The following is an 18,379-nucleotide window of genomic DNA, read 5'->3' as shown; positions in this document are numbered from 1 at the left end:
TCAGTCGGCGATGTAAGGCGAGCGCGGCGACCAGCGATCGCCGATGTTGAGCTCTTCTGTGCTGAGTTGGCGCGTGTGAAGTGCTGGCCGGCGAAAGTCCGGCTTGACCCGCGGACGCGGCGCCGGGATGTGGCGAAGCACCAGGTCGGCGTCGAGCTTCTCGGCAAAAGCGAGCCCGGCGCGCTTGCCTTCGACCCAGGCGATTCGCCCTTCGAGGGTAAGCTCGGCCTTGCGAAATACCACCTCGGCGCCCTCGACCGGAAGCTTGTCGCCTTCGATCAATGCGCCTTCGGACGAGAGGTTACGAAGCTTGACCGGGAGCGAAACTCCCGACAGCTCGATCGACGCGCTGAGCAGCACGTTCGACCTGCGAAACCGGCGATTTTGGGTCGTGCTGCTTTCGTCCATGTGCCCGGACTAGCGGCGAGTGGTAAAACATCGTTTAAGATCGCCATGATCATTTCGCCCATCCGACTGATTTTTGTGGCTCTTCTGATCGCGGTCGCGGTGGCGTGCGGGATGTGGGGCGGAATTGGCAATCCGATCGACGTCGCGCTGATCCGCGACGGGATATCGGCGCGGGGGGCAGGTCCCTTTCCGACCGCGGCGGGACTGTTCCTCAACTATGTCGGGGGCGCGCCGGCGACGATCAGCTTGTTGGTGATTGGCGCGGCGATGCTCTATTTTCGGGGGCATCGGCGAGACGCGGCGTGGTTCGCGGGGATCGTCATCGTCGGGCGCGGGCTGGTCGAGGCGATCAAGCTGGCGGTGCACCGCGCCCGCCCGGCGCTCGATCCGCATCCGGTCGTCACCCATTCGCTCAGTTTTCCCAGCGCGCATGCCGCCAATTCGATGATCGTGTTCCCGGCGCTGGCGCTGTTTTTCGTACGGCCCGCGCATCGCCCGGTGGCAATGGCGGCGGCAGTGCTGGCAAGCCTGGTTGTCGGTGCGTCGCGGCCGCTGCTGGGGGTGCACTGGCCAAGCGACGTGGTCGCGGGCTGGGCGATCGGGGCGGCGTGGCTGACGCTGGCCTGGTCGATCGCAGAGCGGTCAGTGGCGGACCAGCTTCACCATGATATTGTTGGCGGGCATGGTCCGGCGATCGTCAAGCAATAGGCCGCGAGCTTTGGCCTCGCGCGCGAAGTCGGCGAGGTTGCGAAGTCCCCAGCGCGGATCGCGCGCGCGCAAGTCCAGGTCGAAGACCTGGTTGGAGGGGACGGTGGAGACGTCTTCCTCGATCCACGGGCCGTAGAGGATCAGCGGTGCGCCCGGCGACAGGATCCGCGCCGCGCCGTCGAGCAGGCCGAGCGCAGTTTCCCACGGGCTGATGTGGACCATGTTGACGGCCACGACGGCATCGGCGGCGGCGATCGGCCAGTCGGCGGAGGCGGCATCGATCGACAGCGGAGCGCCCAAATTGGTCGGCCCCGCCCCGCGCCACGCCTCGATCGACGCGAGCGCAGCGGGGTCCACGTCCGAAGGCTGCCATAAGATCCCGGGGAAACGGGCCGCATAGGCAAGCCCATGCTCGCCGGTGCCACTGGCCAGCTCGAGGATGAGCCCCGTGGGCGGGAGCCACTCGGCCAGCACGTCGCCGATCGGGCCGACGTTGCGAAGCGCCGCCGGGGCCGAGCGGCGCGGCTCGTCGCTCGGGCTCTCGTAGAAGCGGTCGCTCATCGTCCTCCCAATTCGGCCCCTTCGCCGCTGTCGGCACCATCGGGCGCCGGGGTCTTCCACGCAAGGATCGGCTTGCGCGCGGCAAGCGTCTCGTCGAGGCGGCGGCGCGGGGCGTAGATCGGGGCGGCCTTCAGTGCCTCGTCCCCTGCCCTCGCGCGGATGGCGATCGAGCGGAGCGCGACGATGAACTGGTCAAGGCTGGCCTTGCTCTCGGTCTCGGTCGGCTCGATCAGCATCGCGCCGTGAACGACCAGCGGGAAGTACATCGTCATCGGGTGGAACCCCTCGTCGATCAGCGCTTTCGCGACATCGATCGTGGTGAATCCCTCGGCAAAGCCATGGTCGGAGAAGATCGCCTCATGCATGCATGGCCCCGAGGGAGCGAAGGGCGCGTCGAGCACATCTTCGAGGCTGCGCAGGACATAGTTGGCGTTGAGCACGGCATCCTCGGCGACCTGGCGAAGGCCGTCGGCGCCGTGGCTCAGAATATATGACAGGGCGCGGCTGAACATTCCCATCTGGCCGTGGAAGGCGACCATCCGGCCGAAGGCGTCGGGGTGGTCGTCGGCGGCATGTTCTTCCTCGACCAGCTTGAAGCGTCCATCGGCCTGTTTCGCAACGAACGGCAGCGGGGCGAACGGCGTCAAGGCTTCCGACAGGACAACCGGGCCCGATCCGGGGCCGCCGCCGCCGTGGGGAGTCGAGAAGGTCTTGTGGAGATTGATGTGCATCGCATCGACGCCGAGGTCGCCGGGGCGGACCCGGCCAACGATCGCGTTGAAGTTGGCGCCGTCGCAATAGACGAAAGCACCGGCGGCATGGACCGCGTCGGAGATTGCCTTCATGTCGGGCTCGAACAGGCCGCACGTATTGGGGTTGGTGATCATCACTGCCGCGACGTCCGGCCCAAGGCGGGCTTTCAGCGCTTCGAGATCGACCCGCCCGGCAGCGGTCGCGGGGATATCCTCGACCTTGTAGCCGGCGAAGGCAGCGGTCGCGGGGTTGGTGCCATGCGCTGATTCGGGGACGAGCACGACCGACCGCGCATCGCCGCGCGCCTCGAGCGCGGCGCGGATCGAGAGGATTCCGCACAGTTCGCCATGGGCACCGGCCTTTGGCGACATGGCGACTGCGGACATTCCGGTCAGCGTGATGAGCCAGTGAGCGAGCGTGTCGATCAGTTCGAGCGCACCCTGAACCGTCTCTTGCGGCTGGAGCGGGTGGATGTCGGCAAATCCGGGCAGCCGCGCCATCTTCTCGTTGAAGCGCGGGTTGTGCTTCATGGTGCACGATCCGAGCGGGAACAGCCCGAGATCGATCGCGTAATTCTGGCGGCTGAGGCGGGTGTAATGGCGCACGGTCTCGGGTTCGGAGAGGCCGGGGAGGTCGAGGCTGGTGCGGGCAAGGCCGGCGATCCGCTCTGTCCCGGCGCGTTCGACATTAGCGAAATCGACCCCGGTCTGATCCCGCGAGCCGATTTCGAACAGCAAGGCTTCTTCCAGCATCAAGGCGCGGTTGCCGGTGGTCGTCGCGGGAGCGTTGCCGTGAACGTCGCTCGGAGCGGACGGGCGCCAGCCCGACGGGTTGATGGTCATTGCATTGCCTCCCTCAGCGCCGCTTCCAGCGCGTCAATATCCTCGTCGGTGACAGTTTCGGTCACCGCGATCACCAACCCGTTGGCCAGGCTGCCTTCAGCCGGATACAGCCGCCCGAGCGACACACCGCCGAGCACTCCCGCCGCGACCATCGCACGGACCGCGGGGCGCGCCTCAACCGGAAGGCGGAGGGTGAACTCGTTGAAGAAAGCCTCGCCAATGAGCGACACGCCGGGAATGGCGGCGAGGCGATCGGCAACCTCGACGGCGCGGGCGTGATTGATTTGTGCCAAGGTCCGCAAGCCCTTTTCGCCAAGTAGGGTCATGTGGACACTGAACGCCAATGCGCAAAGGCCCGAATTGGTGCAGATATTGCTCGTCGCCTTCTCGCGGCGGATATGCTGCTCGCGTGTCGACAGGGTGAGCACGAAGCCGCGCTTGCCCTCGGCATCGATCGTCTCGCCAGCTAGCCGCCCGGGCATCTGCCGGACATATTTTTCGCGCGTCGCGAACAGGCCGACGTACGGCCCTCCGAACTGCAGCCCGACCCCGATCGACTGGCCCTCGCCAACGACGATGTCGGCGCCCATTTCGCCCGGCGCCTTGATCAGCCCGAGCGCGACGGGCTCAGTCACCACTGCGACCAGCAGCGCGCCAGCGGCATGAGCGGCGTCGGCGATCGGGGTGAGGTCTTCGATCCGGCCGAGAATATCGGGATATTGGACGACGACGCAGCTGGTGTCCTTGTTGATCGACGCGATCAGGCGGTCGGTATCGGTACCATCGAACGTGGGAACGGCGGTATCGAGCATGTCGCCGGTGAACCTGGCCATCGTCCTGGCGACCGAGACATAATGCGGGTGGAGACCGGAGGAGAGAATTGCCCCCGTCCGCCGCGTGATCCGCCGCGCCATGCCGATCGCTTCCCAGCAGGCAGTCGAACCGTCGTACATCGAGGCATTGGCGACCTCGCACCCGAGCAGCCGTGCGACCTGGGTCTGGAATTCAAACAGGACCTGGAGCGTGCCCTGCGCGATTTCGGGTTGGTAGGGGGTATAGGCGGTCAGAAACTCGCCGCGCTGGATGATATGGTCGACCGACGCCGGGACGTGGTGCTTGTAGGCGCCGCAGCCAAGGAAGAAGGGCACTGCGCCCGCGACCGTATTCTTGGCCGCCATCGCGCCCAACTGGCGCTCGACCGACAATTCGGAGGCATGCATCGGCAAGTCCCGGATCGGCCCGTCGAGCCGCGCCTCGGCGGGAACATCGACGAACAGGTCGTCGATCGAACCGGCACCGATGACGGCCAGCATTTGGTCCCGGTCGGTATTGCTCAGCGGCAGATAACGCATCGTTTATCCCTTGGCCTTGGTGGCAAGAAAGCGGAGCCGCACATAGTCGGCGACCCAATTGCCGGCGCGGTCGCACAATTGTGGGCGAAGCAAGTCGACGACCTCGCCGATCATCGCCTCACCGCCGCCGCCGAAGAATCCGTGACGAAATGTTTCGAGCCACGCCGCCATGCCGCTGTCGAGCGGGGTCGGGCGCGGGACGAGGTCGCACGAAATGATATCGAACCCGGCGCGTGCCAGTCGTTCCTTGGTTTCGGTTACGGTCGGATAATATTGCTGGTCGGGCGCATCAACCCCGTGCCGATTGGCGACCGCCCGAATAGCCGTGCGGATCGCGGCTATATTCCCAAATCCTCCGCACTCGACCGCGAAACGCCCACCCGGGATCAGCGCCCGGTAAACACCGGCGAACACCGCGTCATGGTCCGGCATCCAGTGCAGTGCGGCGTTGGAGAAGACCGCGTCATACTCCGAGTCAAACACAAGCCGCTGGCCATCTCCCGCGATGACATCGATCCCGCGCGCCGCCGTTTTCGCCAGTAGTCCGGGATCAGGATCGAACCCGGTGACGATGGCGCCCGCGTCTACCAACCGTTGAGTCAGCACTCCGTCGCCGCAGCCCAAGTCCAGGATGCGCTCGCCCGGCTTGGGCGCCAGCAACGTCAGCACGGCCCCGCCCAACGCGGGCACGAATGCCGCATGCTCGGCGTATGCTTCGGCATCCCAACGCTGGACGGCATCTTCACTCACAGCGTTTCGCACCACGCGCGGTAGGCTGTCTCGTCCATCAGGCCGTCTAGCTCGGACGGGTCGGACAAGGTCAGCTTGAAGAACCAGCCGCCCTCCTCAGGCTCGCGGTTGGCGAGCGCCGGGTCATCGCCGAGTGCGGCATTGGCCTCGGTCACGGTGCCGCTGACGGGTGCATAGACGTCGCTGGCTGCCTTGACCGATTCGACGACCGCCGCCTCGTCACCCTTCGCCAGCGTGCGCCCGGCCTCGGGCATTTCAGCGAAGACGATGTCGCCGAGCGCGGCCTGGGCATGGTCGGAAATGCCGACCGTGGCGCTGTCGCCATCGACGCGGACCCACTCATGATCCTTGGTGAAATAGAGGCTCATCGTCAGGCTCCCTGAACTGGCATTGGTTTGCGGTGATAGCGGTGAGGGACGAACGGCACGGCGGTGACCGTAGCGGGAAAGATCTTGCCGCGTTGTTCGAGGGTGATGGTGGCGCCGGGCTGGCCGAGCGCGGTGGCCACATAGGCCATGCCGATCGGCATCGAGCGGCTTGGCGAGAAGCCGCCCGAGGTCACCCGACCGACTTCATTGCCCTCGCCGTCGAGGACGCGGGCGCCTTCGCGGACCGGCTGGCGACCATCCAGCGTGAAGCCGACGCGGGTCAGCGGGGTGCCGTTCTCGATCTCGGCGAGGATTCGCATTGCCCCGGCGAAGCCACCCTCGGCGCGGCGGCGCTTGCCGATGGCAAAGCCGAGCCCGGCCATGATCGGAGTTGTCTCGCGGTCGAGGTCGTGGCCGTAGAGCGGTAGTCCCGCCTCGAGCCGGAGCGAGTCGCGGGCGCCAAGCCCGATCGGGCGAATCCTGTCGTCGGCGGTTAGGAGATCGGCGATGGCCGTGGCGGCGGTTGCCGGGATCGAGATTTCAAAGCCGTCCTCGCCGGTATAGCCCGAGCGGCTGATCCACGCCGCCTGCCCGCCAAGCGTGAAGGCGGCGCCCTGCATGAAGGAAAGATCGGCGATTCCCGGTGCAAGCGTGTCGAGCACGGCGACTGCGTCGGGACCCTGAAGGGCGAGCAGTGCCTGCTCTTTCATGTGATCGACCACGATCCCGCGTGGCAGGCGGCGCTCAAATTCCTGAATGTCGCCAGCCTTGGTCGCGCCGTTGACCACCACATAGAAGTGGTCGCCTCGGCGGGTTGCCATCAGGTCGTCGATGATCCCGCCGGCATCGTCGAGCAGCATCGAGTAGCGTAGGCGCCCGTCCTTGAGCAGCATCAGCTCGCCCGGAAGCAGCGTCTCGAGCGCCTTGTCGACCCCGGCACCGCTGACGATCAGCTGACCCATGTGGCTGACGTCGAACAGCCCGGCATGTGTGCGGGTCCACAGATGCTCGGCGATGATGCCATCATACTGGACCGGCATGGCGTAGCCCGCGAACGCGACCATGCGCGCGCCATGGGCACGGTGCCACGCGTCTAGCGGCAGGGTAGCCGGTTCTGGCATGACGGAAGTGGCTTGATCGTCCACGGCGCAAACTCCAAGGGTCCGAGGGCAACGCCTTCGCGGTGCCTTGAAAATTCGGACCCCCGTCTGTCGCTAAGACCTGAGAGCTTTCCCCGCGGGCGATGCCCCGAGTTACCCCTTCGGCGGCCTTCGCCGACGCGGCGAAGACACTTTCCAGACTGTCAGACCCGCGCGGTCCTGGTGCCTGAGAGATTCCGGGGGCGGTTGCTCCTTCGGCGTTCGAGGCTTGCGACCCGAACTCTCCCGCGCGGCCTTCCGGCGCGAACGTCGGTGACAGATCAAGCCTTGGCGAGGGCCCAGCGCGGTGTCAACGCGCGATCGGGACCGCGACAAACATTCGCCGCTTCCGCGCCTCGCCTGCAACGAACGCCGGGGACAGGAGTTTTGCCGTCGGGCCGCATTGAGGCTCGATGTCAGGAGTACCCCTTATGCGAATCAGGATGATTGTTGCGCTGGCCACGCTGCCCGTGTCGCTGGCGATGGCGGCAAGTCCGGCCGAAGCCAAGGGCTGCATCCGCGGCGCGGTGGCCGGCGGAGTCGCAGGTCATTATGCCCACCATCACGCCGTCATGGGCGCCATGGCGGGCTGTGCCGCCGGCCATTATTACTACAAGCACAAGGCCCGCACGGCGATGGTCCGCCACTAACAGCGACGGTACCTCGCCCGGCGCTCGGCCCTAGCGAGTGGCGTTATAGCGGAGCTGGGCGTCGGACAGCTGGAAGCCGAGCAATTGCTCGAACGTCGCGCGTGCGACGGCGGCGCGAACGGCGGGCTTCGACATGGGATCGACCGCGGCCTCGATCTCGCCCGGCTTGCGATTGCGGGTGAGTTCGCGCGTGACGTCGGCGGGTAGCGTCGCGGCCGATTTCGACACCCGGATCGTGGCCTGGCCGCGGCCCGAGCCGCGTTGTGATCCAGCGGCAAAGTCGAGCGCAACGGCACTGACCTGCTTGGCAATGACGGTCGATCCGCCCTGCATCGCGACGTTGAAGGTCGGCAGCACGACCTGGCGCGCAGCCCCGCGATCGCGCCGCGTGGCGACCACATCATAGCTAGCGACGCTGGTTACCGTCGTGCCGTCGTCGGTGCAGGTGGCGCGGACGTTGGTCATGGTCGCGGCAACGTCGATCGATGCGGCGTCGATGTTTCCTGCCGGATCAAACAGGGTGACGTCGCCCGTCCCGGCCACGATCCCGACAAGCGGGCAGGAGGAGCGGGTGACGTAGACACCGCCATCGGCAATCTGTCCCTTGCGCGAGCATCCGGCAACGAGCGCGGACGACGCGACGAGGGCGATCAGGGCGGCGGTGCGAAGCTTCACGGGGCATTTTCCTTCGGACAGGCAACGCGGGCATGGTGTGGGCCGAGCGTCATAAGAATATGGCGTTCATAGGAAGCGCCTTGGCTGGCTGCAAGCAATCGCTTACATCGCCGGACAATGTCCCAGACCCCTTCCTTCAACCCGGCCCGCCCGCCGCTCGACGTGCTGATTGCCGCACCGCGCGGCTTCTGCGCCGGGGTCGACCGCGCGATCAAGATCGTCGAACTGGCCATCGAGCAGCATGGCCCGCCAGTCTATGTCCGCCACGAAATCGTCCATAACCGCTTCGTCGTCGACCGGCTGGCCGGGATGGGTGCGGTGTTTGTCGACGAGCTCGACGATGTCCCCGACGGTCGCCCGGTGGTGTTTTCGGCGCACGGCGTGCCCAAGGCGGTTCCTGCCGCCGCGCAGGAACGCGGGCTCGACTATCTCGATGCGACCTGCCCGCTGGTCAGCAAGGTCCACCGCCAGGCGGCGCGGCTGATCGAGACCGGGCGGCACATATTGTTCATCGGTCATGCCGGGCATCCCGAAGTGATCGGAACCTTCGGCCAGGTGCCACCGGGCGCAATGACGTTGGTCGAGACCGTCGAGGATGTGGCGGCATTGAACGTCGTTGACGAGAATAATCTGGCGTTCCTGACCCAGACTACGCTGTCGGTCGACGACACGGCAGAGATCGTCGAAGCGCTCCAGGCGCGCTTTGCAACCATCAAGGGCCCGCGCGGCGAGGATATTTGCTACGCCACGTCGAATCGCCAGGCGGCGGTCAAGCAGATCGCGGTGCAGTGCCAGCGAATGCTGGTTATCGGCGCGCCGAACAGCAGCAATTCGATGCGGCTGGCCGAAGTCGCCGAGCGCCTCGGCACGCCGTCGCGACTGATCCAGCGGGCGAGCGAGATCGACTGGGAGTGGCTCGGTACGCCGGCGACGATCGGGCTGACCGCCGGTGCGTCGGCTCCCGAAGTGCTGGTTCGCGAAGTGCTCGATGCGCTAACCGAGCGGTTCGACATCCATGAGCACGAAATGGCGCATGTGCCCGAGGATATGGTGTTCAAGCTGCCGCGCGAGCTGGTCGGCTGACGTGACCGAATTGCCAGTCGTCGAAATGTTCACCGACGGGTCGTGCCGCGGCAACCCCGGCCCGGGCGGCTGGGGAACACTGATCCGCATGGGCGCGCGCGAGAAGGAATTGTCGGGCGGGGAAGCGGTCAGTACCAATAACCGGATGGAGCTGATGGCCGCGATCGAGGGATTGAACGCGCTTACCCGCCCGTGTCGCGTCACGCTGGTCACCGACAGCGTCTATGTCCGCGACGGGATCACCAAATGGATCCACGGCTGGCGCAAGAATGGCTGGCGAACGGCGGACCGCAAACCGGTCAAGAATGCCGAATTGTGGCAGGCGCTGCTGACCGCGTCCGAACCCCACCGGATCGAGTGGAAATGGGTCAAGGGCCATAGCGGCCACGCCGAGAATGACCGGGTCGATGCGCTCGCTTGTGCCGCGGCGGACGCTCAGCGCCCGGCGAAGCGCTTCGGGTCGTAAGGCGCAGGGTCGATCCCGACGACCATCGAGTCCGGGTTTGTACCGAGCAATAGCGCCGCGGCAAGCCTTGCCGCTGCTGGAGCCGTCTGGATGCCAAAGCCGCCCTGCCCCGCAAACCAGAAGAAGTCGCGGCCCGGATCGTTGAAGCCGAACACCGGCAGCCGGTCGGGGGCGAAGCTGCGCAGTCCCGCCCAACTGCGCTCGACCCGCTCGACCGGCCAGTCGACCGCACGCTCGAACCGGTCGATCGCGACCGCGATATCGATCTCTTCGGGCTGGGCATCGCACGGATCGGTGGCGATCTCGTCGTGCGGGCTGACCCACACGCTTTGGTCAGTTTCGCCCTTGAAATAGAAGCTGCCCGCTGCGTCGAGAACTTGCGGCAGGCGCGATATCCCCGACCGGCCGACCTTCAGCTGGACCATCGTGCGGCGCTTGGGCGCGATGCCGATGGGGGCTATCCCCGAGGTGCGCGCGACCGCATCGGCCCAGGCACCGGCGGCGTTGACCAGGCATGTCGCCCCGACCTGCCCGCCCCGTTCCAAGTCGATGATCCAGCCATCGCCTCCCCGGGTTGCGCAAACCAGCCGCGAACCGATCCGCACCACGCCCCCGCCCCGCCTGAATTGGCGCAGATAGGCGGCGTGAAGCGCGGCGACGTCGATGTCCGCGCAGCCGGGCTCGTTTAGCGCCTGGACAAAGGCAGGGCTCAATCCCGGCACCGCCCTGTCGAGCTCGGCACGGGTCATCAACCGGGTCTCGACCGATTCGGGAATATGCACGAACGCGTCGGATCGACCGCTGGCGTCGACGTGAATCGCACCGCGAGGACGCAGGAAGCCGGCTTCCGAAAATAAAGTTGGCGGCGAATCGAGGAAGCCTAGCGACGCTTTCGACAACAGCGCGACCTGCGGCCCGCCATAGCTTTCGAGCCAGAATGCCGCCGATCGCCCGGTCGAGTGCATCGCCGGATGCTCTTCGGCCTCGATCAGCAGAATGGACCGGTCGCCCATCCCGGTCCCAACCAGCTCTGCGCCCAGGCTTGCCCCGGCGATTCCGCCGCCGATAATGACGATGTCAAAACGATCCATTTGTCCCGGTTACGGTTTGGAAAGGCCCGCCGTCTAGGGGAAGTGGCCATGACCAATTTTGCCTTAACCGATTTGACCCTCGCCGCGCTTGCGGTCCTGCTGCTGATCGCGGCGGTGATCGACATCCGCACCTTCACGATTTCGAACAAGCTGGTGATCGCGGTCGCCCTGCTGGCGCCAGTCTACTGGTATGCAACCGGGACCCCGCTGTGGCCCGACGCGGGCTATCGGGTCGCGATTGCCGTAGCGCTGTTCGTCGTGCTCGCAGGCGCCTTCTATATCGGCATGATGGGCGGCGGTGACGTCAAGCTCGCCGCCGCGCTGGGGCTGTGGTTTGCGCCATCGGCAACGCTGCTCTGGCTGATCATCATGTCGATGGCGGGGGGCGTCCTGACGCTCGTCGTGCTCATCGCCCACAAAGTCCGGTCCCGCGAGGGACGGCCCGAGATCCCGTACGGGGTCGCGATCGCGTTCGGCGGCTTATGGTTAGTCGCCCAACGGTTTCTTAACCATTTTGCCTGATGTCTGAGAAGATTGAGGTAACCCTCTAGGGGAGGCGTAATCGCCATGGACGTGAAGAAAGTTGCACTGCTCATCGGAGCACTGCTGATCGCGGTGATCACCGCGGTTATGGCCAAGAATATTTTCACGGGTGCGGGGGCTCAGACGGCCGCCGCAGCGCCGGCGGTTCCGCTTGGTCCCAAGGTGCTGGTGGCGCGCAAGCCGCTCACAGTCGGTTCGATGATCGAGCCTGACAGCTTCTCCTATCAGCCTTGGCCGAAGGAACTCGTCCAGGGCGCCTATTACTCGCAGGGCTCGGCCGATGGCGATCCGCAGAAGATGGTCGGCATGGTCGTCCGCAATGCAGTGACCGCCGGTGAGCCGCTGACCCGCGGCACGCTGGTCGGCCCGCAGGATCGCGGCTTCCTTGCCGCCGCACTCGGGCCGGGGATGCGCGCCGTCACGGTGCCCGTCACCCAGACGACCGGCGTTGCCGGCTTCGTCTTCGCCGGTGACCGCGTCGACATGGTCCTTACCCAACAGGTCGAAGGCGGCGGCGATGGCCCGGCGCTCAAGGTCAGCGAGACGATCGTCCGCAACCTTCGCGTTCTTGCCACCGATCAGGCGATGGACCAGGTCAAGGACAAGGACGGCAAGATCACGGTCAAGCCGTCGACCACGGTCACGCTCGAAGCCACCCCGCGCATCGCCGAGAAGATCGCCGTCGCCCAGTCGATGGGCCAGCTGTCGCTCAGCCTGCGCTCGATTGCCGACACGACCGCCGAGCTCGAGCGCGCCGTTGCTACGGGCCAGGTCAAGATCCCGGCTGGCACCAACCCCGCGCAGGAGCGCCAGATACTCCTGGCGGTGGCTAACCAGCCGCTCGATTCAAACACCACGTTCACCACCGGTGGCGATGTGTCGCGCTTTCAGCGTCGCACCGTTCCCAGTCGTCCGGTTTCGGAAAGCCAGTCGGCCGGCGGTTATGGCCGCTCGCCGATGATGATCGGTGCCGGTGCTGTCCCGGCCGGTCCGTCGGTCCGCATTTCACGCGGCAACTCTGTCACGATCGTTCCTGTGGGGGCTCGCTAAGATGACCAGTAATCGCACCAAGCGTCAGCACCGTCTGGGCACTGCCCTCGCCGCGCTGGCCATCGGCCTCGGCAGCGTCGCCGTCGCCACCCCGGCCACTGCGCAGCCCCAGGCCGCGCGCCCGTCGGAAACGCTCAACCTGTCGAAGGGCACGGGCAATATCGTGCGGCTCAGTTCGCCGATGTCCGATGTGTTCGTCGCCAATGACGCCATTGCCGATGTGCAGGTTCGCTCGTCGACCCAGCTCTACATCTTCGGCAAGGGTGCGGGAGAGACGACCGTCTATGCGACCAACAAGGCGGGCCGGGTGGTCTATGCCGCCAACGTCCGCGTCGGGACCAACAGCGGTTCGGTCGACGAGATGATCCACCTGGCGATGCCCGATGCCAACATCCAGGCGACGCCGATGAACAATCTGGTGTTGCTGACCGGAACGGTCGCCAGCCCCAATGACGTCGCCGAAGCCCAGCGGCTGGTCCAGGCCTATGTCGGCCCCGAGACGCAGGTTATCAGCCGGTTGCGCTCTGCGACCCCGCTGCAGGTGATGCTCAAGGTGCGCGTCGCCGAGGTCAATCGCTCGATCCTCAAGAAGGTCGGGATGAACCTGTTGTCCAGGGATGGCACCAGCGGCACGAAGTTCGGCGTTGCAAGCGGCGGCGCTGACTCTGCGGTCACGAGCAGCAATCCATTCACACTCAACAATTTGGCAGGCGGTACCAACCTCGGCATCGCGGGCAAGTTGTTCGGGCTTGACCTGCTTGGCTCGCTCGACCTTGCCCAGACCGATGGGCTGGTAACGACGCTCGCCGAGCCCAGCCTGACCGCCTTGTCGGGTGAAACCGCCAGCTTTCTTGCTGGCGGCGAATTCCCAATCCCGGTCGGTCAGGGCAACGGCGCGATTGGCGTCGAATATAAGCAATATGGCGTCGGGCTGGCCTTCACCCCGATTGTCCTCGCCGACGGCCGCATTTCGATGCGCGTCCGCCCCGAGGTCAGCGAGTTGAGCGATGCCGGCTCGGTGACCCTTGGCGGCTACAGGATCCCGGCGCTGACGACCCGTCGCGCCGAGACCACGGTCGAATTGGGATCGGGCCAGTCGTTCATGATCGGCGGGCTGCTTAAGAACAGCCATTCGAACAGCATCCAGAAGGCGCCGTTCCTTGGTGACCTGCCGATCCTGGGTGCGCTGTTCCGCTCGACCAGCTTTCAGAGGGACGAGACCGAGCTAGTGATTGTGATCACGCCCTACCTCGTTCGGCCAACCTCGGGTCAACTGGCCCTGCCATCCGATGGCTATCGCGTTCCGACCGATGGCCAGCGGGTCTGGGAAGGTCAGACGTCCGACGGCCAATCGGGTCCTCGTTCCAGCCTTTCTGCCCCTCGCCCCGGCATGATGGCCCCGGTCACCGGTGCCGCAAGTGTCGGTGCTGCCACCCCTGCCCCCGGCTTCAAGCTGTGATCGGCCAACGGAAGGACAAGATCATGCGTCATTCTCTCTTGATCCTCGCCGCGGCGAGCAGCCTTGCCGGGTGCGGCCATGTCGCCCCCGTCACCGATGCCCGACGCGGGCTCGCTCCGGTCCATGTGCCGGTCGTCACTCGCGAAGACTTTGCGTTCGACGCCGCGGCGCCCGACGGATCCCTGGCCTCGGGTGAGCGCGCTCGCCTCGATGGCTGGTTCCAGGGCCTTGCGCTGGCATATGGCGACACCGTCTATGTCGAGGGCATGGACTCGGCCGACGCCCGCAACGATGTTGCTCGCGTTGCCGGCCGCTATGGCCTGCTCGTCGCCGACGGCGGTCCCGTCCTCGCCGGCGCCGTCCCTCCCGGAATGGTCCGGATTGTGGTCAGCCGCACGCGGGCTTCGGTTCCGGGTTGCCCCGACTGGAAAGAGGCTTCGCAGCCAAACTACAACAATCACTCGGGCAGCAACTTTGGCTGCGCGACGAACAGTAACCTGGCCGCAATGATCGCCAACCCGGAGGACCTGGTTCACGGGCGTGGTGGCAGCGACGTCGGCGATACGCGCACCGCGACCAAGGCAGTCGATGCCTATCGCAATGCCGTGCCGACCGGGAACAAAGGCCTGCTCGATATCAACACTACCAAGAAGGGCTCCAACTGATGAACGCTCCCTTCCACGCTCGCGCAGGAATGCGCGACCCGTTCACGGCTTTCGTGTGCGACGACGCTACCGCCGATATGCTTCGGCCGGTCGCGGTCGAGCACGGCTGGTCGCCGGAAAAGGTCAACAAGGGCGGGCTGCGCAACGCGGTCCAGTCGCTGTCGGTGTCGGCCAGCCCGAACATCCTGTTCGTCGACCTGTCGGAATCGGGCGATCCGCTCAATGACATCAACGCGCTCGCCGAAGTGTGCGAGCCCGGGACGATCGTCATTGCCGCGGGCCAGGTCAATGATGTCCGCCTGTATCGCGACCTCGTCGCCAGCGGCATCCACGACTATCTGCTCAAGCCGTTCACGGTCGACCAATTGCGCGATACGTTTGCCCACGCTCAGTCGATCCTGGCGGGCCCGCGCGGCGAGGCCCAGGTCGACAAGCCCCACGTCATGACCGCCGTGATCGGCGTTCGCGGCGGAGTCGGCGCCTCGACGCTGGCCACCAGCCTCGCCTGGCTGCTCGGCGAGAAAGCGCATCGCTCGACCGCGCTGCTCGATCTCGACGTTCACTTCGGCACCGGCGCACTGGCGCTCGACCTCGAGCCGGGCCGCGGCCTGACCGACGCGATCGAGAACCCCAGCCGCATCGACGGTCTGTTCATCGAACGTGCGATGGTTCGTGCCAATGAGCGCCTGTCGGTGCTCTCGGCCGAAGCTCCGATCAACACGCCGCTGATCACCGACGGCACCGCTTTCTTCCAGCTTCAGGAAGAAATGCGCAACGCCTTCGAATCGACCGTCATCGACCTCCCGCGGCAGATGCTGATCCAGTACCCGCACATGGTCCATGACGCGCACGTCGCGGTCGTCGTCGCCGAGCTTACCCTCGCCGCGACCCGCGACACGATCCGGATCCTCGCCTGGCTAAAGGCGCATGCGCCCCAGACCAAGGTGATCGTGGTCGCCAACGCCGTACCCTCGGGCGGCGCGCTGGAGATCAGCAAGAAGGATTTCGAACAGTCGATCGAACGCCCTGTCGACATCGTCTTCCAGGAAGACGGCAAGCTTGCAGCCCAGGCCGCCAAGCTTGGCAAGCCGATGGCCGAAGTCGCGACCGGCAAGATGGCGGCACCGTTCGCGACCTTGTCGAACATGGTGCTTAGCCACGCCAGCGAAGACGGCGGCGCGGTCGAGACCAAGACCACCGCGCTTGGCGTCAAGCCCAGCCTGGCGGGCAATCTGAAGTCGATGTTCGCCAAGAAGGCGGCGTGATGTTGCGTGGCGGGAGCGGCACCGGATCCCCGGTGCGCGTCCCCGCCCTCACTCGGGACGGGACGGCAAGACGATGATGCTGACCATCATGCTGGCGCTGGCAATGGGCGCGGTGCTGCTGCTGCTCTTCACGGCGTTCAAGGGCCCTTCGCAGTCCAAGGCGCTCAAGCGGCGCATGGAATTGCTGAAGGAGCGGCACGCCGAAAGCGTGCTCACCGCCAACGCCAACGCGCAGATCCGCAAGCTGATGCAGGCACGCGACAGCCGCGTCGAAAGCATGGCCTCGTCCCTGATCCCGAAGCCGGCGCTTCTGCGCAAGCGTCTCGACCAGACGGGCAAGCAGATCAGCCTTGGCAAATATGCCATCATCTCGATCGGCCTGTGGTTGTTCATCGGCTCGATGCTGCTGATCAAGGGCTTGCCGTGGTACCTGGCGTTCATTGTCGGCACGTTCGTCGCACTGGGCGTGCCGCACTGGGTCGTCGGCAAGATGATCACGCGGCGCGTGAACAAGTTCAACACCAACTTCCCCGACGCGATCGAATTGATCGTTCGAGGCCTTCGTTCGGGCCTGCCGATCACCGAAACGCTCGGGATTGTCGCGCAGGAGCTTCATGGGCCGGTCGGCGTCGAGTTTCGCACCGTCACCGACAAGATGAAAATCGGTCGGACGATGGAAGTCGCGCTTCAGGAAACCGCCGATCGCCTGGGTACGGCCGAATTCCAGTTCTTCGTGATCACGCTTGCGATCCAGCGTGAAACCGGTGGCAACCTGGCCGAAACCCTGTCGAACCTCGCAGACGTCCTGCGCAAGCGCGCACAGATGAAGCTGAAGATCCGCGCGATGAGCTCGGAATCCAAGGCTTCGGCAATGATCGTCGGCGCGCTGCCGTTCATTGTGTTCGGCCTCGTCTACATGATGAACCCGACCTACATGGGCAAATTCTTCTCGGACCAGCGACTGATTGTCGCCGGACTTGGCGGCATGTGCTGGATGAGCATCGGTGTCTTCATCATGGTCAAGATGGTCAACTTCGAAATTTAGTGGGACGCAACCGATGAACCCCAATGTTCACCCGACCCTGCTTGGTTTCGACGTCATCTGGGTGGCGACGATCCTCAGCGCCGTCGCGACGATGGCCGTCCTCGTTGCCATCTATGCTGCGACCACGGTCAAGGATCCGATGGCGCGCCGGGTCAAGGCGCTTAATGACCGCCGCGAGCAGCTGAAAGCCGGCATCGTCGCGTCGACCAACAAGCGCAAGAAACTAACCAACAAGAACGAGGCTGCAGACCGCATGCGCTCGTTCCTGGGCAGTCTCAAGATGCTTCAGGACGACCAGATCCAGAAGGCGCAGATCAAGCTGGGCCAGGCCGGTATCCGGACCAAGGATCTCGCCTTTTTCATCATCTTCGCGCGCTTCATCCTGCCGGTGGTGCTGGGCGGCACCGCGATCATCGCCGTCTACGTTTTCAACGCCTTCCCCAGCTGGGGCTGGTTCAAGCATTATGCGTTCGTCGCCGGCACGCTGATCCTAGCCTACAAGGCGCCCGATATCTGGCTCAAGAACAAAGTCACCAAGCGCAGCCACATGGTCCGCAAGGGCTTGCCCGACGCGCTCGACCTGCTCGTCATCTGCGCCGAGGCCGGGCTCACCGTCGATGCCGCCTTTGGCCGTGTCGCTCGCGAACTGGGCAAGGCCTATCCCGAGCTCGGCGACGAATTTGGGCTGACCGCAATCGAGCTTGGCTTCCTCAACGAGCGCCGCCAGGCGTTCGAGAACCTGGCCCAGCGTGTCGACCTGGAATCGATCCGTGGCGTGGTCACCACGATGATCCAGACCGAGAAATACGGGACGCCGCTGGCCTCTGCCTTGCGCGTGCTGTCGGCTGAGTTCCGCAACGACCGGATGATGCGTGCCGAGGAAAAGGCCGCTCGCCTGCCCGCGATCATGACCATTCCCCTGATCATGTTCATCCTGCCGACCCTGTTCGTCGTCATCCTCGGGCCCGCAGCCTGTTCGATCAACGACAGCTTCATCCACGGCCATTGATGCCCCGCAAGGGGGTCCGTCGCCGAGGCTGACCGCCGCCGCTCCCTTCCGGGGAGCGGCGGTTTTCGTTTCGCAGCCGGTCGGATGGAACACTCGGCAATCCTGCGCGCTTATGGCCTCGTATATCGTTCGAGGAGCAGCATATGTTGACGTTCACCAGCGACCAGTGGGTCATCGTTGCCCTGATCTTCGTTCTTGGCCTGCTGGTCGGTGCGTTCATGGCTTCGGGTGGCGGGCGCAAGTGGAAGCAGCGCTACAACACCGAACTCGACCGCCGTCGCGAGCTCGAGGGCACCCACACCGCCCGCGAAAAGGAATGGCGTGAACAGGAAAGCCTCCACGCCGCAGCGCTGAAAGACCGCAGCCGCGATCCCGTCGTCACGCCGCGCGATCCGGTCGTCAATCGTGGCCCAGCCATTGGCAGTCGCGATTCCATTCCGGTGGTGGATCGCAATAACGACGGCGTGATCGACGATCGCGATCGGTAACGGCAATTC

21 protein-coding genes and 2 riboswitches are annotated in these 18,379 nt (G+C 65.4%); of the genes, 12 read left to right on the top strand and 9 right to left on the bottom strand.

Features of this window, described 5'->3' with window-relative positions:
* Positions 1-408 (bottom strand): PilZ domain-containing protein, encoded by a 408-nt coding sequence (locus U1700_RS14030; RefSeq protein WP_332753302.1) that lies wholly within the window; start codon positions 406-408, stop codon positions 1-3.
* 75 nt (positions 409-483) lie between these two features.
* On the opposite strand from U1700_RS14030, the gene U1700_RS14025 reads away from it, so the two are divergent.
* Entirely contained in the window at positions 484-1,116 is a 633-nt protein-coding gene (locus U1700_RS14025; RefSeq protein WP_332753301.1) for a phosphatase PAP2 family protein, read from the top strand.
* Here U1700_RS14025 and U1700_RS14020 read toward each other — a convergent pair.
* From U1700_RS14020 to gcvT, 6 genes are read right to left on the bottom strand one after another with little or no spacing between them, the layout of a single operon-like run.
* Positions 1,051-1,677 (bottom strand): DUF938 domain-containing protein, encoded by a 627-nt coding sequence (locus tag U1700_RS14020; RefSeq protein ID WP_332753300.1) that lies wholly within the window; start codon positions 1,675-1,677, stop codon positions 1,051-1,053. The genes U1700_RS14025 and U1700_RS14020 overlap by 66 nt on opposite strands.
* Positions 1,674-3,272, bottom strand: a complete 1,599-nt coding sequence (gene gcvPB / locus U1700_RS14015; protein ID WP_332753299.1) for an aminomethyl-transferring glycine dehydrogenase subunit GcvPB — start codon at positions 3,270-3,272, stop codon at positions 1,674-1,676. The genes U1700_RS14020 and gcvPB overlap by 4 nt, the downstream gene beginning before the upstream one ends.
* The gene (gene gcvPA, locus U1700_RS14010) at positions 3,269-4,624 is read right to left on the bottom strand and encodes an aminomethyl-transferring glycine dehydrogenase subunit GcvPA (RefSeq protein WP_332753298.1); all 1,356 of its coding nucleotides are present in this window, start codon (positions 4,622-4,624) and stop codon (positions 3,269-3,271) included. Before gcvPA ends, gcvPB begins: the two co-directional genes overlap by 4 nt.
* A 3-nt stretch (positions 4,625-4,627) precedes the next feature.
* Positions 4,628-5,374 (bottom strand): class I SAM-dependent methyltransferase, encoded by a 747-nt coding sequence (locus U1700_RS14005; protein ID WP_332753297.1) that lies wholly within the window; start codon positions 5,372-5,374, stop codon positions 4,628-4,630.
* Entirely contained in the window at positions 5,371-5,742 is a 372-nt protein-coding gene (gene gcvH, locus U1700_RS14000) for a glycine cleavage system protein GcvH (protein ID WP_332753296.1), read from the bottom strand. Before gcvH ends, U1700_RS14005 begins: the two co-directional genes overlap by 4 nt.
* Positions 5,743-5,744: 2 nt before the next feature.
* A complete protein-coding gene (gene gcvT, locus U1700_RS13995; RefSeq protein ID WP_332753295.1) occupies positions 5,745-6,863 on the bottom strand; it encodes a glycine cleavage system aminomethyltransferase GcvT in 1,119 nt (372 codons plus the stop codon).
* Positions 6,864-6,946: 83 nt separating this feature from the next.
* Positions 6,947-7,045: riboswitch (glycine riboswitch) on the bottom strand.
* Position 7,046: 1 nt separating this feature from the next.
* Positions 7,047-7,140, bottom strand: a riboswitch (glycine riboswitch).
* A 172-nt stretch (positions 7,141-7,312) separates the two neighbouring features.
* On the opposite strand from gcvT, the gene U1700_RS13990 reads away from it, so the two are divergent.
* Entirely contained in the window at positions 7,313-7,531 is a 219-nt protein-coding gene (locus U1700_RS13990; protein WP_332753294.1) for a hypothetical protein, read from the top strand.
* 30 nt (positions 7,532-7,561) lie between these two features.
* Here the strand turns inward: U1700_RS13990 and U1700_RS13985 are convergent, their stop codons facing one another.
* Positions 7,562-8,206 (bottom strand): hypothetical protein, encoded by a 645-nt coding sequence (locus U1700_RS13985; RefSeq protein WP_332753293.1) that lies wholly within the window; start codon positions 8,204-8,206, stop codon positions 7,562-7,564.
* Between the two features lie 117 nt (positions 8,207-8,323).
* Here U1700_RS13985 and ispH point away from each other — a divergent pair, with 117 nt between their 5' ends.
* Both ispH and rnhA read left to right on the top strand, forming a co-directional pair.
* Positions 8,324-9,289: a 4-hydroxy-3-methylbut-2-enyl diphosphate reductase gene (gene ispH / locus U1700_RS13980; RefSeq protein WP_332753292.1), complete on the top strand. Its 966-nt coding sequence runs from the start codon at positions 8,324-8,326 to the stop codon at positions 9,287-9,289.
* A gap of 1 nt (position 9,290) precedes the next feature.
* Positions 9,291-9,755, top strand: coding sequence for a ribonuclease HI (rnhA, locus tag U1700_RS13975; RefSeq protein WP_332753291.1), 465 nt, complete (start codon positions 9,291-9,293; stop codon positions 9,753-9,755).
* Here rnhA and U1700_RS13970 read toward each other — a convergent pair.
* Entirely contained in the window at positions 9,725-10,846 is a 1,122-nt protein-coding gene (locus U1700_RS13970) for an NAD(P)/FAD-dependent oxidoreductase (RefSeq protein WP_332753290.1), read from the bottom strand. The two genes, rnhA and U1700_RS13970, sit on opposite strands and share 31 nt — an antisense overlap.
* Positions 10,847-10,894: 48 nt before the next feature.
* Here U1700_RS13970 and U1700_RS13965 point away from each other — a divergent pair, with 48 nt between their 5' ends.
* The 8 genes from U1700_RS13965 to U1700_RS13930 all read left to right on the top strand — a co-directional run bounded on the left by U1700_RS13965 (position 10,895) and on the right by U1700_RS13930 (position 18,370).
* Positions 10,895-11,368 carry an A24 family peptidase gene (locus U1700_RS13965; RefSeq protein WP_332753289.1) on the top strand — a complete coding sequence of 158 codons (474 nt, stop codon included), beginning with the start codon at positions 10,895-10,897 and terminating at the stop codon, positions 11,366-11,368.
* A 45-nt stretch (positions 11,369-11,413) separates the two neighbouring features.
* Positions 11,414-12,439, top strand: coding sequence for a Flp pilus assembly protein CpaB (gene cpaB, locus U1700_RS13960; protein WP_332753288.1), 1,026 nt, complete (start codon positions 11,414-11,416; stop codon positions 12,437-12,439).
* Between the two features lies 1 nt (position 12,440).
* The gene (locus U1700_RS13955; protein ID WP_332753287.1) at positions 12,441-13,898 is read left to right on the top strand and encodes a type II and III secretion system protein family protein; all 1,458 of its coding nucleotides are present in this window, start codon (positions 12,441-12,443) and stop codon (positions 13,896-13,898) included.
* 23 nt (positions 13,899-13,921) lie between these two features.
* A complete protein-coding gene (locus U1700_RS13950) occupies positions 13,922-14,563 on the top strand; it encodes a CpaD family pilus assembly protein (RefSeq protein ID WP_332753286.1) in 642 nt (213 codons plus the stop codon).
* Positions 14,563-15,828 carry a pilus assembly protein CpaE gene (locus tag U1700_RS13945; protein ID WP_332753285.1) on the top strand — a complete coding sequence of 422 codons (1,266 nt, stop codon included), beginning with the start codon at positions 14,563-14,565 and terminating at the stop codon, positions 15,826-15,828. The genes U1700_RS13950 and U1700_RS13945 overlap by 1 nt, the downstream gene beginning before the upstream one ends.
* A 73-nt stretch (positions 15,829-15,901) precedes the next feature.
* A complete protein-coding gene (locus U1700_RS13940) occupies positions 15,902-16,873 on the top strand; it encodes a type II secretion system F family protein (RefSeq protein ID WP_332753284.1) in 972 nt (323 codons plus the stop codon).
* A 13-nt stretch (positions 16,874-16,886) separates the two neighbouring features.
* Positions 16,887-17,882 (top strand): type II secretion system F family protein, encoded by a 996-nt coding sequence (locus U1700_RS13935; protein ID WP_332753283.1) that lies wholly within the window; start codon positions 16,887-16,889, stop codon positions 17,880-17,882.
* 143 nt (positions 17,883-18,025) lie between these two features.
* Positions 18,026-18,370 carry a hypothetical protein gene (locus U1700_RS13930; RefSeq protein WP_332753282.1) on the top strand — a complete coding sequence of 115 codons (345 nt, stop codon included), beginning with the start codon at positions 18,026-18,028 and terminating at the stop codon, positions 18,368-18,370.
* The last annotated feature ends 9 nt before the right edge of the window (positions 18,371-18,379 follow it).

The sequence above is a fragment of the Sphingomonas sp. RB1R13 genome, assembly GCF_036663775.1.
Taxonomy (GTDB): Bacteria; Pseudomonadota; Alphaproteobacteria; order Sphingomonadales; family Sphingomonadaceae; genus Sphingomicrobium.
This window is presented reverse-complemented; position numbering and strand designations above follow the sequence as displayed.